This is a genomic window from Streptomyces sp. NPDC048473, from assembly GCF_043200155.1.
GTDB lineage: Bacteria > Actinomycetota > Actinomycetes > Streptomycetales > Streptomycetaceae > Streptomyces.
Genome location: NZ_JBICXE010000021.1, coordinates 57,273 through 79,734, shown reverse-complemented (window position 1 = coordinate 79,734; position 22,462 = coordinate 57,273). Strand labels below are relative to the sequence as shown.

Annotated in this window: 18 protein-coding genes and 1 pseudogene; 16 read left to right on the top strand and 3 right to left on the bottom strand. The window is 68.8% G+C overall.

What is annotated here, in order from left to right; all coding sequences use genetic code 11:
* Positions 1–20 precede the first annotated feature (20 nt).
* From ACGFU7_RS28725 to ACGFU7_RS28705, 5 genes are all read left to right on the top strand, one after another.
* Entirely contained in the window at positions 21–680 is a 660-nt protein-coding gene (locus ACGFU7_RS28725) for a histidine phosphatase family protein (RefSeq protein ID WP_393699477.1), read from the top strand.
* Positions 681–692: 12 nt separating this feature from the next.
* Positions 693–1,595 carry an ADP-ribosylglycohydrolase family protein gene (locus ACGFU7_RS28720; RefSeq protein ID WP_393699476.1) on the top strand — a complete coding sequence of 301 codons (903 nt, stop codon included), beginning with the start codon at positions 693–695 and terminating at the stop codon, positions 1,593–1,595.
* A 233-nt stretch (positions 1,596–1,828) separates the two neighbouring features.
* Entirely contained in the window at positions 1,829–3,595 is a 1,767-nt protein-coding gene (locus ACGFU7_RS28715) for a DUF4153 domain-containing protein (protein WP_393699474.1), read from the top strand.
* Between the two features lie 403 nt (positions 3,596–3,998).
* On the top strand, positions 3,999–4,709 hold the full coding sequence (locus tag ACGFU7_RS28710) for a ribonuclease HII (RefSeq protein ID WP_393699472.1): 711 nt from the start codon (positions 3,999–4,001) through the stop codon (positions 4,707–4,709).
* Positions 4,710–4,769: 60 nt separating this feature from the next.
* Positions 4,770–5,390, top strand: a complete 621-nt coding sequence (locus ACGFU7_RS28705) for a hypothetical protein (protein WP_393699470.1) — start codon at positions 4,770–4,772, stop codon at positions 5,388–5,390.
* 67 nt (positions 5,391–5,457) lie between these two features.
* Here ACGFU7_RS28705 and ACGFU7_RS28700 read toward each other — a convergent pair whose 3' ends face one another.
* A complete protein-coding gene (locus tag ACGFU7_RS28700; protein ID WP_393699468.1) occupies positions 5,458–6,096 on the bottom strand; it encodes a hypothetical protein in 639 nt (212 codons plus the stop codon).
* A gap of 217 nt (positions 6,097–6,313) precedes the next feature.
* On the bottom strand, positions 6,314–8,485 hold the full coding sequence (locus ACGFU7_RS28695; protein WP_393699466.1) for a RecQ family ATP-dependent DNA helicase: 2,172 nt from the start codon (positions 8,483–8,485) through the stop codon (positions 6,314–6,316).
* Between the two features lie 111 nt (positions 8,486–8,596).
* On the opposite strand from ACGFU7_RS28695, the gene ACGFU7_RS28690 reads away from it, so the two are divergent.
* The 7 genes and pseudogenes from ACGFU7_RS28690 (at position 8,597) to ACGFU7_RS28660 (ending at position 16,984) form a co-directional block, all read left to right on the top strand.
* Positions 8,597–9,895, top strand: a complete 1,299-nt coding sequence (locus ACGFU7_RS28690; RefSeq protein ID WP_393699464.1) for a DUF4192 domain-containing protein — start codon at positions 8,597–8,599, stop codon at positions 9,893–9,895.
* A 546-nt stretch (positions 9,896–10,441) separates the two neighbouring features.
* Entirely contained in the window at positions 10,442–11,206 is a 765-nt protein-coding gene (locus tag ACGFU7_RS28685; protein ID WP_393699557.1) for an NUDIX domain-containing protein, read from the top strand.
* A gap of 112 nt (positions 11,207–11,318) precedes the next feature.
* Positions 11,319–11,462 (top strand): annotated as a pseudogene (locus tag ACGFU7_RS28680) (ATP-binding cassette domain-containing protein); the annotation flags it as partial.
* Positions 11,463–11,541: 79 nt separating this feature from the next.
* Positions 11,542–13,101, top strand: a complete 1,560-nt coding sequence (locus ACGFU7_RS28675) for an ATP-binding cassette domain-containing protein (RefSeq protein ID WP_393699462.1) — start codon at positions 11,542–11,544, stop codon at positions 13,099–13,101.
* A 160-nt stretch (positions 13,102–13,261) separates the two neighbouring features.
* Positions 13,262–14,149, top strand: a complete 888-nt coding sequence (locus tag ACGFU7_RS28670) for a FadR/GntR family transcriptional regulator (protein ID WP_393699461.1) — start codon at positions 13,262–13,264, stop codon at positions 14,147–14,149.
* A 324-nt stretch (positions 14,150–14,473) separates the two neighbouring features.
* On the top strand, positions 14,474–16,021 hold the full coding sequence (locus ACGFU7_RS28665) for an RNA polymerase sigma factor (RefSeq protein WP_389654551.1): 1,548 nt from the start codon (positions 14,474–14,476) through the stop codon (positions 16,019–16,021).
* Between the two features lie 132 nt (positions 16,022–16,153).
* On the top strand, positions 16,154–16,984 hold the full coding sequence (locus ACGFU7_RS28660) for a S1 family peptidase (RefSeq protein WP_393699459.1): 831 nt from the start codon (positions 16,154–16,156) through the stop codon (positions 16,982–16,984).
* A 101-nt stretch (positions 16,985–17,085) separates the two neighbouring features.
* On the opposite strand, the gene ACGFU7_RS28655 is transcribed toward ACGFU7_RS28660, so the two are convergent.
* Positions 17,086–17,319 carry a hypothetical protein gene (locus tag ACGFU7_RS28655; RefSeq protein WP_024489001.1) on the bottom strand — a complete coding sequence of 78 codons (234 nt, stop codon included), beginning with the start codon at positions 17,317–17,319 and terminating at the stop codon, positions 17,086–17,088.
* A gap of 434 nt (positions 17,320–17,753) precedes the next feature.
* On the opposite strand from ACGFU7_RS28655, the gene ACGFU7_RS28650 reads away from it, so the two are divergent.
* From ACGFU7_RS28650 to ACGFU7_RS28635, 4 genes are all read left to right on the top strand, one after another.
* Positions 17,754–19,874: a type IIA DNA topoisomerase subunit B gene (locus tag ACGFU7_RS28650; RefSeq protein WP_393699457.1), complete on the top strand. Its 2,121-nt coding sequence runs from the start codon at positions 17,754–17,756 to the stop codon at positions 19,872–19,874.
* 128 nt (positions 19,875–20,002) lie between these two features.
* Entirely contained in the window at positions 20,003–20,521 is a 519-nt protein-coding gene (locus ACGFU7_RS28645) for a DUF1453 domain-containing protein (RefSeq protein WP_393699455.1), read from the top strand.
* Positions 20,518–21,681, top strand: coding sequence for a sensor histidine kinase (locus ACGFU7_RS28640; protein WP_393699453.1), 1,164 nt, complete (start codon positions 20,518–20,520; stop codon positions 21,679–21,681). The genes ACGFU7_RS28645 and ACGFU7_RS28640 overlap by 4 nt, the downstream gene beginning before the upstream one ends.
* Positions 21,678–22,355 (top strand): response regulator, encoded by a 678-nt coding sequence (locus ACGFU7_RS28635; RefSeq protein WP_393699452.1) that lies wholly within the window; start codon positions 21,678–21,680, stop codon positions 22,353–22,355. Before ACGFU7_RS28640 ends, ACGFU7_RS28635 begins: the two co-directional genes overlap by 4 nt.
* The last annotated feature ends 107 nt before the right edge of the window (positions 22,356–22,462 follow it).

The following is a 22,462-nucleotide window of genomic DNA, read 5'->3' as shown; positions in this document are numbered from 1 at the left end:
AGCCGTTCTAGGGTCGGTACATGGCGCGACCGCAACGCATTGTCCTCGTCCGGCACGGGGAGTCCGAGGGCAACGTCGATGACACGGTGTACGAGCGTGAGCCGGACCATGCGCTGAGGCTCACCGCGACAGGGCTGCGGCAGGCCAGGGAGACGGGCGTGCGGCTGCGCGAGGTGTTCGACGGCGAGCGGGTCAGCGTGTACGTCTCGCCCTACCGCCGCACGCACGAGACGTTCAGGTCCTTCGGGCTGGACCTTGAGCGGGTACGGGTGAGGGAGGAGCCGCGGCTGCGGGAGCAGGACTGGGGGAACTGGCAGGACCGGGACGACGTGAGGCTGCAGAAGGCATACCGGGATGCGTACGGTCACTTCTTCTACCGCTTCGCGCAGGGGGAGTCCGGGGCCGATGTGTACGACAGGGTCGGGGCCTTTCTGGAGAGTCTGCACCGGAGCTTCGATGCCCCCGACGCCCCGCCGAATGTTCTGCTGGTCACGCACGGACTGACCATGCGTTTGTTCTGCATGCGCTGGTTCCACTGGTCGGTGGCCGAGTTCGAGTCACTGTCCAATCCGGGCAACGGGGAGACCAGGACGCTGATACTCGGAGAGGACGGGCGCTACACCCTTGACCGGCCGTTCGAGCGCTGGCGTACCCCTGAGCCGTACGGCATCACCGGATAGAGTGGAAGGGCGATGACAACCGCTGACTCTGCTTCCGACCAACGTTTCGAACGCGCCCTGGCCAGCCTGCGAGGGCTGTCCGTGGGGGACGCACTGGGCTCCCAGTTCTTTGTGCCCGCCAACTATCCGCTGCTGAAGCAGCGCGAACTTCCACCCGGCCCCTGGCAGTGGACGGACGACACCGAGATGGCCTCGTCGGTGCTGGCCGTGCTGGTGGGGCACGAGCGAATCGACCAGGACGCGCTCGCTCGTTCCTTCGCCGAGCATCATGACTTCGACCGGGGATACGGCCCGGCCGTGAACCGGCTGCTCAGACTGGTACGGGAAGGCGGCGACTGGCGGGAGCTGGCGTCCGCGCTGTTCAAGGGCCAGGGCTCCTGGGGCAACGGCTCGGCGATGCGCATTGCGCCGCTTGGCGCCTGGTACGCGGACGACCCGGAGCAGGCCACACACCAGGCCGAGATCTCCTCGTACCCCACGCACCAGCATCGCGAGGCGGTCGTGGGCGCCATGGCCGTTGCGGCCGCAGCCTCACTGGCGGCGGCGACCGCGGGACCACCGACCCCGACAGAGCTCCTCGACGGCGTTATCGCGCTCGTACCGCGCAGCGCGGTCGGTGCAGGACTGCGCCGGGCACGCGACATGCTCGACTACGGCGATGCCGGGACGGTTGCCGCGGTCCTCGGCAACGGCCGGCGCACCAGTGCACATGACACCGTTCCGTTCGCCCTCTGGTCGGCGGCGCGGAGCCTCGGCGATTTCGAGCAGGCTTTCTGGGGGACGGCCCAAGCGGGCGGCGACGTCGACACGACCTGTGCGATCGTCGGTGGGATCGTCGCAGCGGGCAAGTCAGGCGCACCGCCCGCCGACTGGTCGGTACAGACGGAAGAGCTGCCGGACTGGCTCCCGCGGTAGGGCGAAGGCGGCGGCAGCGCCGCCGACGATGCGGCGCGTCAGCCGGGCCGGCCGACTGTCACGGTACTGCCACAGCCGTTCCTCACGCGGTCGGAAACTGTGAGGGGAAGCTACTCTTTCGGCCACGCCGCCCTCGATGATCATCCTGACGGGCGTGCACCGAAATGAGACGCCGGGGTGCCCCCGTGCTGCCCAGCGGCGGTGCGTGCAGACCCCGGTGGGGGAGGGGTCCCATGTCCGATCACACGTCAGAAACGCCCCGGCCGGAAGATGCCCCCGAGCGGTCCGAGCCGTCGGGTCGGACCGGGGCGTCCGAGCCGTCGAGTCAAGTCGGGACATCTGAGCCGGCCGCATTGTCGAAGGCTCAGCTGCCGGAGCCCCGGGGAGCCGCCCCCGAGCCGCCGAAAGTGCCGGCATTCGCACAACAGGGCAGGCAACAGCATCCGCCCAACCCCTGGCAGCCAGGCAAACCCCAGGCCTCGGCACTCTCGCGGCTGCGCCCGGCCAAGCCCGCCACCATTCAGAGCGCGACGCTCTACTCCGTCCTCGCCACCGCGATACTGAGCGCCCTGCTGCTGGGTGACGGCCTCGGCCTGAATCTGCTGATCGTCGCGGTCCCCGCAGCGCTCGCGGCCTTCTTCGCCGCGCAGGCGGCCGGTCGCCGCCTCCGTCCATGGACAGCTGTCTGGGCCGTCGGTGGCCTGGCGCTCCTTGCCATCCCGGCCCTTCGGGACGCCGGATGGCCTACCTTCCTCGCCGTTGTGTCGGCCGTCGCACTGGGCTCACTCGCCCTGCACGGCAGTCGTAGCTGGCTCGGGGTGTTTCTCGGCTCATTGGGCCTGTTCAGCTCCATCGCCGACGGTCTGGCCTGGGGCGGGCGAGGCGTGCATGAGCGGATGGCCGGCTCCCGGGGCCGATTGGGCGCGGTACTGCGCACCACTGCGGTGGCGGTCGTCCTGCTCATCGTGTTCGGGGCACTGTTCGCAAGCGCCGATGCCGCCTTCGCCGATGTGCTCGGCAACCTGATCCCCGACGTGTCGGTGGGCGGCAGTCCCTGGCGGTTGTTCCTCTTCGCGGTCGGCCTGATCGGTGCGCTCGCCGCCGCGTACACCGCAGCTGCCCCGGTGCGCTGGGACGGCATCACCGTTCGTCCGGGGAAGGCACGTGGGCGGCTGGAATGGGCCCTGCCGCTCATTGTGCTGAATCTGTTGTTCGCCGTCTTCATCGCCATCCAGCTCACTGTGCTGCTCGGCGGATACGACAAGGTGATGGCCGCGACCGATCTCAGCTACTCCCAGTACGCCCGGCAGGGTTTCTGGCAGCTTCTCTGGGCCACACTCCTCACGTTGCTGGTGATCGCACTCGCCCTGCGCTGGGCTCCTCGCGGACGGGGGAGCGACCGCACTCTCGTACGGAGCGTGCTCGGCACGCTGTGCCTGCTCACCCTCATCGTCGTGGCGTCCGCACTGAGGCGTATGGACCTGTACGTCGATGCGTACGGTCTGACGCGGCTGCGGATATCCGTGGCCGCGGTGGAACTCTGGCTGGGCGTGGTGCTCGTCCTGATCATGGCGGCCGGAGGGTTCGGCGCCCGCCTGCTGCCGCGCGCCGTGGCTGCGAGCGCAGCCGTCTGCGTGCTCGCATTCGGACTGATCTCGCCCGACGGGCTGATCGCGGAGCAGAACGTTCAGCGGTACCGCAACGACCACTCGATCGACATCGACTACCTCCGAGGCCTGTCGGCCGACGCCGTGCCGGCCCTGGACACACTGCCCGAGCCACTTCGCTCCTGCGCCCTCATGGACATTGAACGGTCGCTGCGAGACTCCGACGATCCCTGGTACGCCACCAGCTGGGGCGAGGCGCGGGCCCGGGACATTCTGAGAAAGCGGAGTTCGAACGATCTGGCGCAGGCATGCAACGCTTTGCGTACGAGCGGCGGAGGCAGTGACCGCGGCGGTGACGAAGACGATCAGTACGACCCTTACGACCCGTACTGAGTGGGCTGAGCCGCACAGGTGCAGGCCGCGCCGCCACGGGGCGGCCTGCACCTGATGTGCGCGCGGGGGCCGGGGCGGCGTGCCCAACATCCTGTGCGGCACGCGGCAGGCCCCCTGCGGCCCCGAGCTCCGCGCCGCGTTCTGTGCTTCACGAATGTGATGCAGGCACTGCTGAACGCCTCCAGCAAGTGATCCTCAGCGACGTGCTCCCGGCGTCGGCACAACACTTTGTGAGCACCGCCTCCGTACGCAGAGTTCTTCGGACGTATGTACCGCAGCAAACTGAACGCCGGGGCCCATGACCGTGCCGCGATCCGTTCTGCGGCCCGGTGGGCGGACGGGACGACCGTCGGGTGCCCCGGGGTGTTGTCGGTGTCGCCATCGGCGTACGCTGACAGGCGCCATGCCGTACGAACCACCTACGCACACCGTCGAGCGCTCACTGCGCGCTACCACTGGTGCCAAGACCGTCGCCGGTGTCGACGAGGTCGGACGCGGAGCGTGGGCGGGACCGGTCACTGTGTGTGCGGCCGTCACCGGCCTTCGCAGGCCCCCCGCCGGACTCACCGACTCCAAGCTGATCAGCCCCAAGCGCCGTGCGGAGCTGGCCCCGTTGCTGGAGCGCTGGGTCACCGCGTTCGGTCTGGGGGATGCTTCTCCGCAGGAGATCGACGACCTGGGGATGACGGCTGCGCTGCGCCTCGCCGCTGTGCGGGCCCTCGAAGCTCTGCCGGTGCGGCCCGACGCGGTGATACTCGATGGCAAACACGACTACCTGGGACAGCCCTGGCAGGTCCGCACAGTGATCAAGGGCGACCAGTCCTGTATCGCGGTCGCGGCTGCTTCGGTGATCGCGAAGGTCCGACGGGACACGATGATGGCCGAACTGGGCGCGGATTCCGGCGAGTACGCCGCCTTCTCCTTCGGCGCCAACGCCGGTTACCCGTCGCCCGTGCACAGGGCCGCGCTGGAGGAGTGGGGACCTACACCCCACCACCGCCTTTCGTGGTCCTACCTCGACGCGCTGCCCAGGTGGCAGCACCTCAAGAAGGTCCGCTTCTCCGCCGAGGCGGCTGCACTGGAAAGCGGGGGCCAACTCGGCTTCGACTTCTGATCGCGCACATGTACCCACCCGCTGATGCCTAGCGTGTCGGCGTTTGATAGACAACCACCCATGCCTCTCATCCCCGAGGAGCCTCAGATTCACGAGAGCGCCCAGGGTCCCCGCGTCACTCCGGCCGCAGGCCGCACCGCGTCGACCCCCCGTCCTGTACCCGGTCCGCGTTCAGCGGCCATGCCGCGCCCCGGTCGCCCGGGACCTGGCCCCGCGAGGCCCGCGCCCCCGGTGCAGCGCCCGCACTCCGCCTCCGGTCAGCCGCAGGCGGCCCGGCCGGAGAATCGTTCCGCACCGCAGATCCAGCTGATTCCCGCCTCGGCTGCCGGCGCACTCGACGCCGCCGACGAAGCGGTGGACCTGCTGCTCGACTCCGGACGCGCACCGGGCGACATCCTGGTGCTCACCACCGGTGAGCAGCACCCGTGGGCCGCGCACGAACTCACCTTCGGTGAGGCCGCCTACTGGGCGCAGCACGAAGCCGGCGATGACGTCTTCTTCGCCGGTGCCGCAGCCACGGACCGGGTGAAGCCCCGCCCCGTGGTGATCGTCGCCGTCAACGACGACGGCGGTGACGCCGTTGCCGACGCACTGTCCGGTGCGCGGGAACGCGCTGGTGCCCTGCTGCTCGTGTGCGGGGACCCGCAGCGGATCAACGCGGTGCTCGGCGCCGGCGTCTGAGCCGTAGGGCACACAGGACCATGGTGACCCGGCTGCCCGACAGGGCAGCCGGGTCCGCATCCACGGGTCAGCGTGCTGCGGTGCGCCGCAGCGCCTGAGCCGCACCGCCACCGGTGCGCAGTGGGACCGGATCATGGTCGAGCGATGTGTCGGCGAGAGCGGACGGCTGTGATGCGGAGCTGGGCCGACGCCCGCCCCGGCCCTCGCCGAGCACCTGCCAGCCGCCGCGGGTCAGCGTGATGTACGCGCCGCACCGCAGGCCGTGCAATGTGCAGGCGTCCCGCAGGCCCCACATCCACGCTCCGTCCTCCTCCGTCCAACGCTCGTCGCCCTCGCGGCAGTAGAGCAGTACTGCGGTACGGACAGGTGTGCGGCGGCGCAGGTCGTGCGGGATGACCCGGCGCAGATGCGCCAACAGTGCGTTGCGGAACTCCCAGCCGTCCGCGGCTATGGAACGGCGGGCGAACGAGGCGCTGGCCGTGAGGCGTTCCTCATGGTCGAGTACGGCGACGACAGCCGTCGCCGGGGTCGGTCGGTGCCGGGTGTGCAGGCCGCTGACAACCTCGCGGGGACTGCGCAGCAACGGTATGCCCGCTTCGGCCCACTCGGCCGGTTCGAGCATCCTGGCAAGGCGGTTGGCGGAATCGGCGGATGCCGAGGACGCCGACATCGAAGTGTCTGCGGACGGAGCGAATCCGAAGGTCACGATCCTCCCTTCGCATACGCGCCCACGGTGCGGGCAGGGTCGGGTGAGGGCGCACCGCGGCACAGCCCTTCCGGGCCGCGAAAGGACCGTGCGGGGAGCGAGTCCAATTCTTCCTGGCGTACCGGCAGGCGGCAACGAGCAATTGGCGCAGCTGACGGGAATCAGCCGGAATGACTCTGATATCCCTGCCCACGCGGTGCCCGGATGACGCCTCCTGTCACGCCTGAACGGCGAGGACCAGCGGAAACACTCCCTGCGCCCCGGCCCGGCGAAGCAGCCGCGCGGCCACGGCCAGTGTCCAGCCGGTGTCCGAGAGATCGTCCACAAGCAGCACGGGACCACCCGCCGTGGCCAAGGCGTCGGCCAGTTCGGGCTCCACGATCAGTGCTTCGTGCAGAGCCCGGACCCGCTGTGCGCTGTTGGTCTGCGAGATCCGTACCCCGGCGGACCCTGGTGCATAGGTGACGCTGCCGAGCAGGGGCATCCGGCCGACCTCGGCGATGCGGCTCCCGAGCGACTGGATGAGCTGCGGCTTGCTGTGCGAGGCGATGGTGACCACCCCGACCGGTCGGGGCGCGGCGTCTTCCGCTCCGGATGCCCAGCCCCCGGGCCCCTTGGCCCAGTCGGCCAGTACGCTCACCACCGCGTTCGTCACGTCGTCCGGCACAGGGGCATCCGGTGTCTGCGCCGCCAACATCGGGCGCAGCCGGTTGCCCCAGCCGATGTCGGAGAGCCGGCCCAGCGCGCGGCCGGTGAACGACAGTTCTCCGGCAGGAATACGGCCCTTGAGGTCGACGCCCACGGCGGCGAGACCGGTAGGCCACATCTTGCGGGGCTCCACCTCCACGCCCGGCCTGCCGAGTTCGCCCCGCGCACCGTCCAGGGCCGCATCGGACACGTGGACGTCGAAACGGGCTCCCGCACAGTTGTCACAGCGCCCGCATGCGGTTGCCTCCTCGTCGTCCAACTGGCGCCGCAGAAACTCCATCCGGCAGCCGGTCGACGTCGCGTAATCGCGCATCGCCTGCTGTTCGGAGGCCCGTTGACGGGCCACCCAGGCGTAGCGCTCTGCCTCGTACACCCAGGGCTCACCCGTGGCGACCCAGCCGCCCTTGACCCGCCTGACCGCGCCATCGACATCGAGCACCTTGAGCATGGTCTCCAGCCGGGTGCGTCTCAGGTCGACCAACGGCTCCAGAGCCGGCAGCGAAAGCGGACGGCCGGTCTGGGCGAGAGCATCGATCGTCCGCCGGACCTGCTCCTCGGGAGGGAAGGCAACCGATGCGAAGTACTGCCAGATCGCCTCGTCCTCCTTGCCCGGGAGCAGCAGCACCTCCGCATGCTCGACACCTCGGCCCGCGCGCCCCACCTGCTGGTAGTAGGCGATGGGAGAGGAGGGCGAGCCGAGATGAACGACGAAGCCCAGGTCTGGCTTGTCGAATCCCATGCCCAGCGCGGACGTTGCCACCAAGGCCTTGACACGGTTGGCAAGGAGGTCGTCCTCCGCCTGCTGGCGGTCGGCATTCTCGGTGCGGCCGGTGTAGGACGCCACCGTGTGCCCGCACTGGCGCAGATACGCGGTGATCTCCTCGGCGGCCGCGACCGTCAGCGTGTAGATGATCCCAGAGCCGGGGAGTTCCTTGAGATGATCGCCCAGCCAGGCCAGCCGGTGCGCGGCATTGGGCAGCTGAAGGACGCTGAGGCTGAGGCTCTCCCGGTCCAGCGGGCCACGCAGTACAAGCGCATCCGTACCCGCGCCGGTACCCAGCTGCTCCGCGACATCCGCGGTCACCCGTGCGTTCGCGGTGGCTGTGGTCGCCAGCACGGGTACGCCGGCGGGCAGGTCGGCCAGCATGGTCCGCAGACGTCGGTAGTCGGGCCGGAAGTCATGGCCCCAGTCGGAAATACAGTGCGCCTCGTCGACCACGAGCAACCCGGTCGCGGCGGCAAGCCGGGGCAGGACCTGATCCCGGAAATCGGGATTGTTGAGTCGCTCGGGGCTGACCAGCAGCACATCCACCTCCCCGGCCGCCACCTCGGCCTGGACGGTGTCCCACTCCTCCGTGTTGGACGAATTGATCGTGCGGGCGCTGATTCCGGCCCGGGCCGCTGCCGCGACCTGGTTACGCATCAACGCCAGCAGCGGCGACACGATCACGGTCGGTCCACTGCCCTGCGCACGGAGCAGCGACGTTGCGACGAAGTACACGGCGGACTTGCCCCAGCCGGTTCGCTGGACGACCAGGGCTCTGCGCTTGTCGGCGACGAGCGCCTCGATGGCCCGCCACTGGTCCTCCCGCAGCCGTGCAGCGCCTGAGGTGTCCCCGACGAGTCGGGCAAGTACGGAATCGGCCGAAGCCCTGAGCTCTGCGCGGTCTGCGTTGGTCATGCCCCCATGCAACCCGATGGCTACGACAAACCGCGAACGGCCCCGCGACCCCTGTGGATAAAGTTATCCACAGGGGTCGCGGAATTTGGCCGCTCGCGGGACGGTCATGCCATGAACCAGCACCACGAATCCACCGGTCCGGCCGACGAGCAGCAGATCACCCTGCGAGGGCCTGCCGAACTCGCCGATGCCCTCCCGTATCTCATGGGGTTCCACCCGAACGACAGCGTGGTCATGGTCGCCCTGCACGGCGGCCGGGGCCGCTTCGGCGGGCGGCTCAGGCTCGGTATCCCGCAGTCACCTCAAGAATGGCCACCCGTCGCCGAGCAGCTTGCCGAGTGCCTGATCAAGGGGAGCGAGCGGCGTGGGGAGCGCCCCGACGCGATCGTCATCTTCCTCTGCCAAGATCCTGCCGAAGGCGAGAACGGCAGTCAGATCATGGAGCGGCTGAGGCCCCTTGCCCAGCGTCTGCGTACGGCCTGCGGTGCGCTCGACGTACCCGTGCTCGAAGCGCTCTGTATCTCTGGCGGCCGGTACTGGTCGTACTGCTGCCCGGACGAGCGTTGCTGCCCGGCCGAAGGGAACCAGCTGGCGCTGCCCGGTACCTCGGTGATGGCGGCTGCCGCTGCGTACGCGGGCATTCAAGTGCGCGGAACGCTTCGGGAGATGGAGGCCAGGCTTGCACCTCTGAACACGACGGCGGTTGCAGAGCAGCAACGGGCACTTGACTCGGCCGGGGCCGAACTGGTGCCGAAGATCCTCGACGAGGTGGGACGCAAGGACGTCGCCCGAGAGACCTTGGGGCTTGCCCGAAGGCTCATGAAACGCCTCGGGGAGGCGTCGGTGACGGTGCCCTCCGCGTCGGATATCAATGACGACCGGCTGATCAGCCATGACGAGGCCGCTGCGGTGATCCTCGGTCTGCAGGACCGGGAAACCCGTGACAAGGCCGCGGAATGGATGGAAGGGCCCGAAGCCGATTCCGCGTTGCGGCTCTGGCGGGCGCTGTCCCGTCGCTGCGTCGCACCGTACGAGGAGCACGCCGCGGCGCCGCTGACCCTGGCCGGGTGGGTCTCATGGTCGACGGGCGATGAACCGGGCGCACGGGTCGCGCTGGGTCTCGCCCTGCGGGTGGATCCCGGGTACACCTTTGCTCAACTTCTCCATGAGGCGTGCAACCAAGGCCTTGATCCGGAGACGCTGCGCCGCTGTCTCCGGGGGGAGCGCAGTGCCCGGACGGGCCGGCGCGGCCACCGTACGGACCGGAGCACACGGCCCCGCACGGCACGCCCGGCCGCCACGCGGCGAAGGAAGACCCCATCCGGCTCCGCCCGCCCCGAATCGTCCACTACCCGACGCCGGCCCGGGCAAGTCTCCCCCAGCCGTCGCGGGTCCAGGAGCGGTCGATGACCCCCGTGCCTCGTCGCTCCGACCCAGCAGCTCTCCCCGCCTGACGGGGGCAGCGCCGGGGCTGTCGTTGTCGACGGCCGTCAGTCGGAGGCTGTGGTGGCGGCCCGTGTGCTGCGGCGGCACGCGGTGTGGGCGGCCGGTGCTCCGTACGACTCCGGCTTGCGGTGGGTACACGGCCCATTGGAGCGAAGCCGGTGCCGAGTCGAAGTCCGGCCGTGGATCGCCCCCCACGCGCGGGGACGGCCAGCGGGAGCCGCCATGGTGCGCGGACTCGGTGATCTGCAGGGCGTTGGTGGCCGGCGCACGGGGGTTCCCGGCCGGCGAGCGGGCCTGGGCCGGCGGAGGGCCGCCGCCATCGGCGCTGCGGTCGCGCTCGGTCCGGGCCTTGCCGCCCCGGATGGACGGGGGAGCGATTGCCCCGGGCCCAGCGAGGAATCCCGCGTCATGACGGGCGAAGAGCACCGCGGAGAGCAAGACGAAGGGAGTCACGCCGAAGAGCACGGCGAAGGGAGTGTTTATCGTCAGGCAGACGACTATGATCACCGCATGCCGCCCTACGACCCGTCGACTTTCCCGCCCTTCGCTGTCACCGTCGACCTGGTCGTGCTCACGGTGCGCCGTCATGCGCTCTGCGCGCTGGTGGTACGCCGCGGTGAGCCGCCGTTCCAGGGCCGATGGGCGTTGCCCGGCGGGTTCGTCAAAGCCGATGAGGATCTCGGAGTCGCAGCAGCGCGCGAGCTCGTCGAGGAGACCGGCCTGTGTGCCCAGGATCCGGCAGCCCCGGCGGTCGGCAACGGCGCCCATCTCGAACAGCTCGCCACCTACGGCGACCCCGGGCGTGACCCCCGGATGAGGGTTGTCAGTGTTGCTCACCTTGCTCTGGCCCCCGATCTTCCGGCCCCCCGGGCGGGTGGTGATGCGCACAGTGCGCGTTGGGCACCTGTCGAGGACCTGCTCGGACCGGAGGGTGGCTTCGGCCATGAAGGCGAAAACCAGGCCCCGCTGGCCTTCGATCACGCGCAGATCCTTGCCGACGGCGTCGAACGGGCTCGTTCCAAGATCGAGTACTCCTCTCTGGCCACCGCTTTCTGCCCGCCGGCTTTCACGGTCGGTGAGCTTCGGAGGGTGTACGAGGCGGTGTGGGGCGTGGTTCTCGACCCGCGGAACTTTCATCGCAAGGTGACAGGCACGCCGGGCTTCCTGGTGCCTGCCGGCGGGACGACCACTCGGCAGGGTGGTCGCCCCGCCCAGCTCTTCCGGGCCGGTGCGGCCACGGTGCTCAACCCGCCGATGCTGAGGCCAGAAGTCTGAGCTTGCGGAACGCCCGCAAGGCCGGTGCTACACAAAAAGTCAGATATGTCGCGTTATCTTGCTGCGGTACCCGCCCTGCCGCCGAGCGGTCTCACCTTCCGCGAGAGAAGCGATGCTCCAGGCCATCGGACTCACCAGCGCCCGCCGCCGTGGCCTTTCGGCCGCCGTGGACGATCTCACCTTCGAAGCCCGGCCCGGCCGCGTCACCGCGCTTCTGGGCGCCCCCGGCTCGGGCAAGACCACAGCCCTCCGCCTGATGCTCGAACTCGACTCGGGGCGGGGGGTCACCTACTTCCGGGGCAGACCGCTGCACCGCATCCCGCACCCCGCGCGAGGTGGGCGTACTCCTCGGGGAGGTACCGGGTCACCCCGCCCGTACCGCCCGCGGCCAGCTCCGCATGCTCTGCGCCGCCGCAGGTGTACCGGCGTCCCGGGCCGACGAACTGCTCGAGACCGTCGGTCTTGCCGGACTCCGGGACCAGCGCATCGGCACACTCTCGCTCGGCATGGACCGCTTGCTTGCCCTCGCTTCGGCGCTGCTCGGTGACCCGCACACGCTCATCCTCGACGACCCTGCCGAAGGTCTCTCTCCGCGCGAGGTGTGTTGGTTGCACGGGCTGCTGCAGGCCCACGCCGCCCAGCGCGGGACCGTTCTGTACACCACGACCGATCCCAAGGAGGCCGCGCGGGCAGCCGACCATGTGGTCACCATCGACGGCGGACGTCTCGTCGCCGACCAGAGCGTCAGCGACTTCTCCCGGACCCGACTCCGCCCCCGGGTCGCGGTCCGTACCCCGCACGCAGCCCGCCTCGCCGCCGTCGTCAGCCGCGAGGCCCGAGCGGCCAGGCGCTCGGTCGAGGTGGTCGCCGAAGCAAGCAGTCGCCTCTCCGTGTACGGCTCCACCTGCGCAGAGATCGGCGACGCAGCATTCCGGCACAGGCTCCCGGTGCACCAACTCGCCGATGAGGTTGGCGACACCGGACCCACCAGTCCCACAGGTCCCGCAGAACCCACCAGTCCCACGGATCCCGCTGTTGGCGAAGGCGAAGGGCAAGCCGAACCGCGACCGGCCGCGCAGGCATCCGGCTCGGACCTGCCGCCGCCGATCCGGCGCCGCCCGCCCCGTGGCCCGCTCCACCCACTGCGATACGAACTGCGCCGCCTCCTCGGTGTCAGAACAACAACCTTGATCGTGGCCGCTGTTCTGGTCGTCTCGGTCGGGCTCTCCGTCCTCCTCGCCCGCTCCGGTCATGCTCAGCTGCCGAAGGTGCTGGTGGCCTGGCCATCGCTGCTGCCACTGCCGCCCGCAGCGATCGGGGCCGGACTGCTCGGTGCCCTCTCGTTCGGCGACGAATTCCGCTACCCCGCGCTCGCGGCGGGCCGAGGCGCCGTCCCCCGCCGTCTGGGGTTGCTTCTTGCCAAGCTGGTGGTGTCAGCGGGCGTCGCCCTGGTGCTCGCTCTGGCTGTCGTGCTGGCCTCCGCTGAAGCCCTTCGTCTTGTGTACGGCAATGATTTGATCAAGGTTCCATCGAATTCGGTATATTTGAGCGCGAGTTGGGCGGGACTGACCGTGGGCTGCGCCTGGGCGGGCCTCTTGGCCGCCGGAGTCTTCAGAGTGACGACGGCCGGTGTCGCTGCGGTACTTGCCGTGCCTGTGCTCGTTGTTCCGCTTGTCCAGGGCTTGCTGACGGGTCCGGCCTCTCGTCCGTTCGTCGGGCTTCCGGCCAGGCTCCGCGAGCTGGTGTGGCCGCGCTGGCCGCAGGAGACGGACCGATGGGTGGCGGCTGCCGTGCGCGTGGTGGCGCACCCTGTGGGGGCTGCGTTGTCGTTGTCGTTGTCGGTCCTGATCTGTGCGTATCTGTTCACCAGCCTTCGTGGCAGGGTTCGTTGGTGATCGCAGGGCGGTGGCAGATTGCTCCGAGCCTCGCAACTTCCTCAAAGATGCCCGATTTCCACCAATAAGGCGTCAATTGGGGGGTGGGTGCCGATCACCCTTTCGTGTGCTTTTCACCAAAGACCTCAAGGGGCGGCTGAGCTGCGCCGACAAAGGATGCGTGAGTACCCTTGCGCACACCATGATGACCGCCGCCCGCTCCGCCGATTCCGGCCTCGCCGGCCCGGGTGAACTCGACCGCTACCCGTATGCGGAGGCGCCGGCCGGCGAGCGTGCCGCTCTTCGTTCCTGGGACGGTCCCGATGCCGAGCTCGGCCGGGCGAGCCGACGGGGCTCGGCCAGCCGGGGCCGTGGCCTCCACGGTCAACTCGTTCAGCAGCTGGGCCAGATGATCGTCTCCGGTGATCTGGGCGCCGACCGCCCCCTCGTGCCGGAAGAGATCGGTCAGCGTTTCGAGGTCTCCCGCACCGTCGTACGCGAATCGCTGCGCGTCCTTGAGGCCAAAGGCCTGGTCAGTGCCCGGCCCAACGTGGGTACCCGGGTCCGCCCCGTCAGCGATTGGAATCTGCTGGACCCCGACATCATCGAATGGCGCGCCTTCGGCCCTCAGCGCGAGGACCAGCGCCGCGAGCTGGGCGAGCTCCGGTGGACGATCGAGCCGCTCGCTGCCCGTCTTGCCGCAGGTCACGGCCGCGAGGACATTCAGCAGCGCCTCGGTGACATGGTCGAGATCATGGGGCACGCGCTCGGGCAGGGCGACGGGATCACCTGCTCCCGGGCCGACGCGGAGTTCCACTCCCTGCTCATCCAAGCGGCGGGCAATCGCATGCTTGAGCACCTCTCCGGCATCGTCTCCGCGGCCCTGCAGGTCTCGGGCGGTCCCGTCACGGGCTGCGACCGCCCCAATGAGGCATCCCTCGGCCACCATGCCCGGATCGTCGATGCCCTCGCATCCGGCGACTCGGCGGGCGCCGAAGCTGCCATGCGTCAACTGCTCGTCGTCCACCCCGAGGTGGAGCGGGTTGTGCCCGCGCCCCGCGAGCACTGAGCGCAGCACGGCCAGGGTGTACGAACCACGTGTCGCCGGGCCCCAGTGGTCCGGCGGCACAATTGTGGGGGGATGGCACCTCTGGTCACGTTCGTCGCAAATGAGGTGTGACTCGGGCCACGCGGATTGGGCGTAACACTCCTCGAAACAGTGCGATGACTTAAGAGGTGACCGCCGCGGAAGGAATACAGCAGCCATTCGGTGCGCTGTGCAGTTCTGAGGCCAAACCCGCGCCGTCGGTACATTCCCAGCCCGACGGTCGTCGGTTCCAGCCCTCTCCAGGGCAGGGCCGGAAGCCGTTTCCATCGTTCCGAGAGGTTGTTCGTGTCGGCCAGCACATCCCGTACGCTCCCGCCGGAGATCGCCGAGTCCGAGTCTGTGATGGCGCTCATCGAGCGGGGAAAGGCTGATGGGCAGATCGCCGGCGATGACGTGCGTCGGGCCTTCGAGGCTGACCAGATTCCGCCAACCCAGTGGAAGAATGTTCTGCGCAGCCTCAACCAGATCCTCGAGGAAGAGGGTGTGACGCTGATGGTCAGTGCCGCGGAGCCGTCAAAGCGTGCCCGCAAGAGCGTCGCAGCAAAGAGCCCGGTCAAGCGCACCGCCACCAAGACTGTCGCGGCCAAGACGACCGTGACCAGGACCGTCGCGGCCACTGCCGCCCCGTCGGCAGAGACCGTGGACGTGGTGGCTGACGACGCTGCCGCGGCCGGCCCTGCGAAGAAGACGGCAGCCAAGAAGACGGCTGCCAAGAAGACCGCCGTGAAAAAGACGGCGGCCAAGAAGACAGCAACGAAGAAGTCCGGAAAGCAGGACGACGAGCTCCTCGACGGCGACGAGGCGGCCGAAGAAGTAAAGGCCGGCAAGGGCGAGGAAGAGGAGGGCGAGGGCGAGAACAAGGGCTTCGTCCTCTCCGACGACGACGAGGACGACGCACCTGCGCAGCAGGTCGCCGTCGCCGGCGCCACCGCCGACCCGGTCAAGGACTACCTGAAGCAGATCGGCAAGGTTCCCCTCCTCAACGCCGAGCAGGAGGTCGAGCTCGCCAAGCGCATCGAGGCCGGTCTGTTCGCCGAGGACAAGCTGGCGAACTCCGACAAGCTCGCGCCGAAGCTCAAGCGTGAGCTGGAGATCATTGCCGAGGACGGCCGCCGCGCCAAGAACCACCTGCTGGAGGCCAACCTCCGCCTCGTGGTTTCGCTGGCCAAGCGCTACACGGGCCGCGGCATGCTCTTCCTGGACCTCATCCAGGAGGGCAACCTCGGTCTGATCCGCGCGGTCGAGAAGTTCGACTACACCAAGGGCTACAAGTTCTCCACGTACGCCACCTGGTGGATCCGTCAGGCGATCACCCGCGCCATGGCCGACCAGGCACGCACCATCCGCATCCCGGTGCACATGGTCGAGGTCATCAACAAGCTCGCCCGTGTGCAGCGTCAGATGCTCCAGGACCTGGGCCGCGAGCCCACGCCGGAGGAGCTGGCCAAGGAACTCGACATGACCCCCGAGAAGGTCATTGAGGTCCAGAAGTACGGCCGTGAGCCGATCTCCCTCCACACCCCGCTGGGTGAGGACGGGGACAGCGAGTTCGGTGACCTGATCGAGGACTCCGAGGCGGTCGTCCCGGCCGACGCGGTCAGCTTCACGCTCCTCCAGGAGCAGCTGCACTCGGTGCTCGACACGCTCTCCGAGCGTGAGGCGGGCGTGGTCTCGATGCGCTTCGGTCTCACCGACGGTCAGCCGAAGACGCTGGACGAAATCGGCAAGGTCTACGGCGTGACGCGCGAGCGCATCCGTCAGATCGAGTCGAAGACCATGTCGAAGCTGCGCCACCCGTCGCGTTCCCAGGTGCTGCGCGACTACCTCGACTAGGTCGCAGGAGTACACAGACCGAGGGCCCGGATCCCGTGGAGGAGCCGGGCCCTCGGCCTATCTGCGGGTGCGGTCGGCGACGGGCGGGATGACTCTGGGTGGGAATGGTTCACCACAGAGTCAGGAGTGCGCATGTCCCGTACCGTCTTCCGTGCCATGACCGGGGTACTCGCTCTGGTTGCCGCCACGGCTGCGATACCGCTGGGATCCCCCACTCCGGCTGTTGCGGACAGCATCGTCATCGGTGGCCAGCCCGCACATGTCAAGGACAGCCCCTGGGTTGTGGCACTGTCCAGCCGCGACCGGTTCGGAGAGGCGCGCGCCGGCCAGTTCTGCGGGGGTGTCGTGGTGGCGCCGAAGAAGGTTCTGACCGCTGCGCACTGCCTGAGCCGGGAGGCGCTCGGCGTCGATGTCGGCAAGGTGCGCGATCTGCGGGTCATCTCCGGCCGGGACGCCCTGCTCGGGACCGGAGGGCAGGTGACACCGGTACAGGCGGCATGGAGCAATCCGGGGTTCGACCCTGCCACTAACGCGGGGGACCTGGCGGTGCTCACTCTGGCCAACGCGCTGCCCGCGAAGAGCGTGATCCCGATGGCCGAATCCGGTGACGCGGCATACCAGCCGGGTACCGGCGCCGTCGTCTACGGGTGGGGTGACACGACCGGCAACAGCGACTATGCGTCGTCACTCCGCTCCGCCGCAGTGAGCGTACTGCCGGACAGCCTGTGCCAGCAGACCTACCCGGGCGGCGGAGACGGTACGTACGACGCCTCAGCGATGCTCTGCGCGGGCGAACTGCTGGGCGGCTACGACGCATGCCAGGGCGACAGCGGGGGGCCGCTGGTGGCCCGTGGGCGGCTCATCGGGCTGGTGTCCTGGGGGAACGGCTGTGGCCGGGCCGGGAGCCCCGGCGTGTACACGCGGATCTCCGCAGCGATCGGGTGGATGCCGGGCGGTAGCTGAACGACATCACTGCGTAGGTACGAGAACGGGCGGCTCCCCATAGGGGAGCCGCCCGCCGTCAGGTCTGGGACCTGATCCTGGCTCGTCGTGGACGCGAGGTGTCAGTGTTGTTCCTCTTCGGCGGCTTGGGCCTGCACGGCCGTCAGCCGGTCCGTCTCATCCTGTATTTCCGCGGCGATCTTCTTGAGTTCCGGCTCGAACTTGCGACCATGGTGGGCGCAGAAGAGCAGTTCACCGCCGCTGATCAGGACGACGCGCAGATATGCCTGGGCGCCGCAACGGTCACAGCGGTCTGCTGCGGTCAGCGGGCTCGCGGGGGTCAGAACAGTAGTCACGTCGCCTCTTCTCTAGCTCGACGAGCTGTCGTACCAGGGTCAACATCCAACCAGGCCGAAAACGTTCCCGCTCGTGGCTTTTCTTCGAAACTTCTTCTCAAGATGGCTGTCTGTTGCCGGTTGGCGGCGAATGTGCCGTATTGCGTAGCGCTACGGTTTCGCATTGCTTGTCTTGGTGGATCCTCCCGGCTGGCTTGCCGGTTTGTTCTTGAGGACGTGCCCGGAGCCTAAATGGTTCATGCCTGGAAGGGAACGTGATGTGCACGTCACTCCTACGAGGGATCGAACGTGTATGCGAGGCTGGACTAGTGTGAGGGTTCTCGGAGGGTGGCGTTACAACCGCTCTACCAGGCCTCGGTACCCTCTCAACAGCGACCGAAGCCGAGCCCGTTACCCACTGGGCTCCAAATGAAATTCAGCGAGGAGCGAACCGCGTGACCGCCGATACGTCCGTGCCGTCCACTGCGCTGCTGACCGGAGCAGACCGAGACGGTTCCAACTACACCGCGCGGCACCTGCTCGTACTCGAGGGGCTCGAAGCGGTTCGCAAGCGTCCCGGGATGTACATCGGGTCCACCGACAGCCGCGGCCTCATGCACTGCCTCTGGGAGATCATCGACAACTCGGTCGACGAGGCTCTGGGCGGCTACTGCGACCACATCGAGGTCATCCTCCACGACGACAATTCCGTAGAGGTCCGCGACAACGGGCGCGGCATCCCTGTCGACGTCGAGCCCAAGACGGGCCTGTCCGGCATCGAAGTCGTGATGACCAAGCTGCACGCCGGCGGAAAGTTCGGCGGCGGCTCGTACGCCGCGTCGGGCGGCCTGCACGGCGTCGGCGCCTCCGTGGTCAACGCGCTCTCCGCCCGGCTCGACGTCGAGGTCGACCGCAACAGCGCGACCCACTCGATCAGCTTCCGCCGCGGAGTTCCGGGGATCTTCACCGAGCAGGGGCCGGACAGCCCGTTCGACCCGGCCAACGGCCTGCTCAAGGGTAAGCGGGTACCGAAGGCGCGCACTGGCACCAGGGTGCGTTACTGGGCGGACCGGCAGATCTTCCTCAAGGACGCCAAGCTCAACCTGGAGACGCTCCACCAGCGGGCGCGGCAGACGGCCTTCCTCGTTCCAGGCCTCACGATCGTCGTCCGCGACGAGCGCGGTCTCGACGGCGAGGGCAAGACCGAGGAGACTTTCCGCTTCGACGGCGGAATCAGTGAATTCTGCGAGTACCTCGCCCAGGACAAGGCGGTCTGCGACGTCCTGCGCCTGACCGGGCAGGGCTCTTTCAAGGAGACCGTGCCGGTCCTGGACGAGCGCGGACACATGACGGCGACCGAGGTCACGCGTGAACTCGTCGTCGACATCGCCATGCGCTGGGGTACCGGATACGACACCAACCTCAAGTCCTTCGTCAACATCATCGCCACCCCCAAGGGAGGCACGCATGTGACCGGATTTGAACGCTCCGTGACCAAGACGGTCAACGAGGCGCTGCGCTCCGCCAAGCTGCTTCGCGTCGCCGAGGACGACATCGTCAAGGACGACGCCCTGGAGGGCCTCACCGCGGTCGTCACCGTGCGGCTGGCGGAGCCGCAGTTCGAGGGCCAGACCAAGGAAGTGCTCGGCACCTCGGCGGCCAATCGGATCGTCGCCAACGTCGTGGCCAAGGAACTCAAGGCGTTCCTGACCTCGACGAAGCGCGATGCCAAGGCCCAGGCCAGGGCGGTCCTGGACAAGGCCGTGGCGGCCGCGCGCACCCGCATCGCGGCCCGCCAGCACAAGGACGCACAGCGCCGCAAGACAGCGCTGGAGTCCTCCTCGCTGCCGGCGAAGCTCGCTGACTGCCGCAGCGACGACGTGGACCGCAGCGAGCTCTTCATCGTTGAGGGCGACTCCGCGCTCGGTACGGCCAAGCTCGCCCGGAACAGTGAGTTCCAGGCACTGCTGCCGATCCGGGGCAAGATCCTCAATGTCCAGAAGGCGTCTGTCTCGGACATGCTGAAGAACGCCGAGTGCGGTGCGATCATCCAGGTCATAGGAGCCGGGTCGGGGCGGACCTTCGACATCGACGCCGCTCGCTACGGGAAGATCGTCCTGCTGGTGGACGCCGATGTCGACGGCGCGCACATCCGCATTCTGCTGCTGACGCTGTTCCAGCGCTACATGCGGCCCATGGTCGAGGCGGGCCGGGTCTTCGCCGCCGTACCCCCGCTGCACCGGATCGAGCTGGTCCAGCCCAAGAAGGGCCAGGACAAGTACATCTACACGTACTCCGACGGCGAGCTGCGCCAGCGGCTGCTGGAGCTCCAGCGGAAGAACGTCCGGTACAAGGACTCGATTCAGCGCTACAAGGGTCTGGGCGAGATGGATGCCGACCAGCTGGCGGAGACCACGATGGACCCCCGGCACCGCACACTGCGGCGGATCAACATCGGCGACCTGGAATCGTCCGAGCAGGTCTTCGATCTGCTGATGGGCAACGAGGTGGCGCCGCGCAAGGAGTTCATCACCAGCTCGGCCGCCACCCTGGACCGCTCGCGTATCGACGCCTGAGTGTCGCCGTCTCCACCCCTGGGTGGAGACGCCGTCTCCACCCAGGATCAACCCCTGAGCCGATCCTCTGACCTGGTCGTTTCCGTAGCGTCGAAGGCGTTCAACCTTCCCGCATCTCGGAGGCAGCCATGTCCGGGCTCGTCAATGTCCTGGTGATCGTCGCCGTCATCGCTGTTGTCGTGGTCCGCCAGTGCTCGGCACGGCGGATCTCCGACGACAAGCACTGGTGGATCCTGCCGGGCATTCTCCTCGTCATGTCGCTGCGCGAGCCCGGGCTGGTGGACCCGCGTCACGAGGCGCTGTCCGTGGCGGTCCTGGGCGCAGAGGTGGCGGTGGGGCTGGTGACCGGCGCCGGCTGGGGCTGGACTTCCCGGCTGTGGCGCGAGGCGGACGGTTCGCTGTGGAGCAAGGGCACCAAGGCCACCGTCTTCGTCTGGACAGGGGGACTGGCGCTGCGGGCGGCCCTCTACGGGGCTGCCGCACTGATGGGCATACACCAGGGCAGCGCCGCCCTGCTGTCGGCTCTCGCGGTGACGTTGGCGGTGCGCAGCGGTGTGCTGATGTGGCGGGCCGGGCAGATGCGTCCGGCGTACGGTGGCTCCGCCGACGGGATGTCGTCGCAGGCGGCGTGGAAGGACCGCGTGTGACGCGCACGATCTGGACCAGCTGGCCGTCCAGGGAAGCCCTCTCAGGGGTGAGCCGCGCCGGCCCGCGGGCGGCGATCGCCTGGTCCGTCCGGCTGGGTCTGCTCACCGCCATGCTCTGGGGCACATTCACCGGCGGACGGTTCGGGCCCTGGGAGATCGCGCTCGGGCTGGTGGGCGTGCTGGGTTGTGCGGTTGCCGCGTGGGCGTTCTTCCGGACCAGCCTGGAACACCGGCTGTGGCCGTCGCTGGGACTTCTGGCGTTGCTGATGGCGGCGGCACTCGGGGCGCAACAGGCCGGCGCCGGTGTGCCCGCGGTGATCCTTTGGTGTGGTTGCGCGGTCGCCGCTCTGGAGAGGCTGCCGCTCGCGGCGGGGCTCCCGGCCACGGCCGTCGCGCTCGGCGCGTACGCCGCCGTCAACACCGACGACTGGCTGACCACGGCCATGACCACAGCGGGCCTTTGCCTGGCTGGCTACGTGATCAGACTGGATGCCGAGGCCCGCGGCAGCGCACAGAGACTCCTCGCGCAGGAGCGGGCGGCCCGCGCGGCGGAGGCCGAGACGGCTGCCCTGGACGAGCGGGCCAGGATCGCCAGAGAGATCCACGACGTTCTTGCCCACAGCCTCTCGGCACAGTTGGTGCATCTGGAGGCGGCGCGGCTGCTGATCGAGCGGGAGCCCGCGGGGGAGTTCCGGGACCGGGTACTGGAGCGGGTGGTGGCGGCACGTTCCATGGCGCGTGAGGGGCTTGCGGAGACCCGCCAGGCTCTTTCGGCGCTTCGGGGGGAGGTGTCCCCGGTGGAGGATTTTCTGCGGCAGCTGGTGGCCGCGGAGCCCGCCGAGGTCAGCGTGGCGGGGGAACAGCGAACGCTGACCGCTGAGGCATCGCAGACGGTCCGGCGGGTGGCGCAGGAGGCCTTGACCAATGTGCGCAAGCACGCACCGGGGGCCAGGGTCCTCGTACGGCTGGAGTATCTGCCGGACGAAATCGCCCTGGAGGTCAGGGACTCGGGTGGACACAGACCCGAGGACGAGCTCGCTGACAGTGGCTCCGGATACGGTCTGCTGGGGATGAGGGAGCGGGCCGAGCTGATGGGCGGGACGCTGGAGGCAGGTCCCGGCGAGGAGGGTTTCGTGGTGAGTCTGCGGGTGCCCGCGTGAACGCGCGGGTTGTGGTCGCCGATGACCAGTCGGTGGTGCGCGAAGGAATCGTGATGCTGTTGGGGCTGCTGCCCGGAATCGAGGTGGTCGGGTCGGCGAAGGACGGTGAAGAGGCCGTCGAGCTCGTGGCCGAGCTGGCTCCCGACGTGGTTCTGATGGATCTGCGGATGCCTCGTTGCGACGGGGCGGAGGCAACGCGGCGGATCCGCAAGGAGTATCCGGGAACCCAGGTGGTGGTGCTCACGACATTCGCGGATGACGACTCGCTCTTCCCCGCGCTGCAGGCGGGAGCCCGGGGCTATCTCACCAAGGACGCCGGGGGCGATGAGATCGTGCGGGCCATCCAGGACGTGCTGTCGGGCGAGGCCGGACTCTCGCCCTCCGTGCAGCGCCGTCTGCTGGAGCGCGTCACCACGCAGCCCCCGCCGCCCGGCCCGGCTCCCGAGCCGCAGCTGCCCGACGGTCTGACGCCACGTGAGCTGGAAGTGCTCGTCCTGATCGCGGAGGGGCTGTCCAACCTGGAGATCGCCCGCAGGCTGCATATTTCGCAGGCCACCGTGAAAAGCCACATCAACAACCTCTTCGCCAAGGCAGGAGTACGCGACCGGGCACAGGCTGTTCGCTATGCGTACGTTCGGGGCCTCGCACGGCCGCCCGGGTCAACCTTCACCTGAAGAGGTGAAGACCGGCGAATGAATGCCCGGGATCTTCCCGATCTGCCCATTCTTGGGTACGCGGCCGAAGTGGTCCGTGGACAAGGGGAGTTGTTCGGTGGAGAAGG

Bases quoted from the DNA above. Each gene is read 5' to 3' on its own strand.
- ACGFU7_RS28710 (WP_393699472.1), top strand. From the start codon at position 3,999: ATGCCGTACGAACCACCTACGCACACCGTCGAGCGCTCACTGCGCGCT.
- ACGFU7_RS28660 (WP_393699459.1), top strand. From the start codon at position 16,154: ATGTCCCGTACCGTCTTCCGTGCCATGACCGGGGTACTCGCTCTGGTT.
- ACGFU7_RS28690 (WP_393699464.1), top strand. From the start codon at position 8,597: ATGAACCAGCACCACGAATCCACCGGTCCGGCCGACGAGCAGCAGATC.
- ACGFU7_RS28645 (WP_393699455.1), top strand. From the start codon at position 20,003: ATGTCCGGGCTCGTCAATGTCCTGGTGATCGTCGCCGTCATCGCTGTT.
- ACGFU7_RS28720 (WP_393699476.1), top strand. From the start codon at position 693: ATGACAACCGCTGACTCTGCTTCCGACCAACGTTTCGAACGCGCCCTG.
- ACGFU7_RS28695 (WP_393699466.1), bottom strand. From the start codon at position 8,485: ATGACCAACGCAGACCGCGCAGAGCTCAGGGCTTCGGCCGATTCCGTA.
- ACGFU7_RS28725 (WP_393699477.1), top strand. From the start codon at position 21: ATGGCGCGACCGCAACGCATTGTCCTCGTCCGGCACGGGGAGTCCGAG.
- ACGFU7_RS28715 (WP_393699474.1), top strand. From the start codon at position 1,829: ATGTCCGATCACACGTCAGAAACGCCCCGGCCGGAAGATGCCCCCGAG.
- ACGFU7_RS28705 (WP_393699470.1), top strand. From the start codon at position 4,770: ATGCCTCTCATCCCCGAGGAGCCTCAGATTCACGAGAGCGCCCAGGGT.
- ACGFU7_RS28685 (WP_393699557.1), top strand. From the start codon at position 10,442: ATGCCGCCCTACGACCCGTCGACTTTCCCGCCCTTCGCTGTCACCGTC.